At 70.4% G+C, this 875-nt stretch carries 1 protein-coding gene; it reads right to left on the bottom strand.

Translation table 11 applies throughout. The annotated features are described in order from the left end of the window. Positions 1–173 precede the first annotated feature (173 nt). On the bottom strand, positions 174–875 hold a 702-nt coding region (locus KZA10_RS16370; RefSeq protein WP_218683420.1), incomplete at its 5' end, for a Ppx/GppA phosphatase family protein.

Here is an 875-nt window from a genome sequence, read left to right as displayed (position 1 = left end):
CTCCAGGAGCCTGCGCAGCGCACGTGCTGGGCGATCCCGGACGGCGCGATCACGAGCCCGCTCCCGACCGGCATCCACGGGCCGTTGTGCTCTTTCGCCACGAGTCCGGGTGCATCGACGACCGGCGGCGACGGAGGCGGCAACAGAGCCTGTCCCTCCGTGCGACCGGTCGCTCAGCGTCGGGAGTCGTTCCAACCCAGCTGCTCGATGTACCGCAGCAGCACGCCTTCACGCAGCGCCCACGGCGATACTTCAAGCTCGTCGACGTCCAAGGCGGTCATCGCGGCGTGCAACGACACTGCGGCCGCCACGATCTGGAACGTGCGATCCGGTGTGATGCCCGGCAGCTCCTGACGCGCGGAGGCGGGAAGGCGTGCGAGGCGTGGGATCCACGATCCGAGCGACGCCCGGGGGAGCAGCATCCGCTCGCTTCCGGACCACCCCGGTGCCGGGTAGCCGACCAGTCGGGCCAGAGAACGGATGGCCTTCGACGACCCCACGACGTGATCGGGTCGGGGGAGCGCGACGAACCGCGGGAGGACATCGGCCAGAGTCGTCGCCGCGTGGGCGCGCAGCCGCTCCACATCGCTCTCGCCCGGAGGATCGTTCGGCAGGAACTGCACCGTCATGCGTCCGGCGCCGAGGGGAACGGATGCCGCAGCGTCGGGCATCTCCTCCGCTCCTGCGGCGATCTCGAGTGAACCGCCCCCGATGTCGAGGAGCAGGATCTGTCCGGCCGACCAGCCGAACCAGCGTCGCACCGCGAGGAACGTCAGCTCGGCCTCGGTCTCCCCATCGAGCACCTGCAAGGGCTGGCCGAGAGCCGCTTCGATGCGGGCGATGACCTCGGTTCCGTTGCGCGCATCGCGGACGGC

Origin of the sequence: Microbacterium sp. BF1, assembly GCF_019279095.1 — a bacterium.
Classification (GTDB): domain Bacteria; phylum Actinomycetota; class Actinomycetes; order Actinomycetales; family Microbacteriaceae; genus Microbacterium; species Microbacterium maritypicum.
This window is presented reverse-complemented; position numbering and strand designations above follow the sequence as displayed.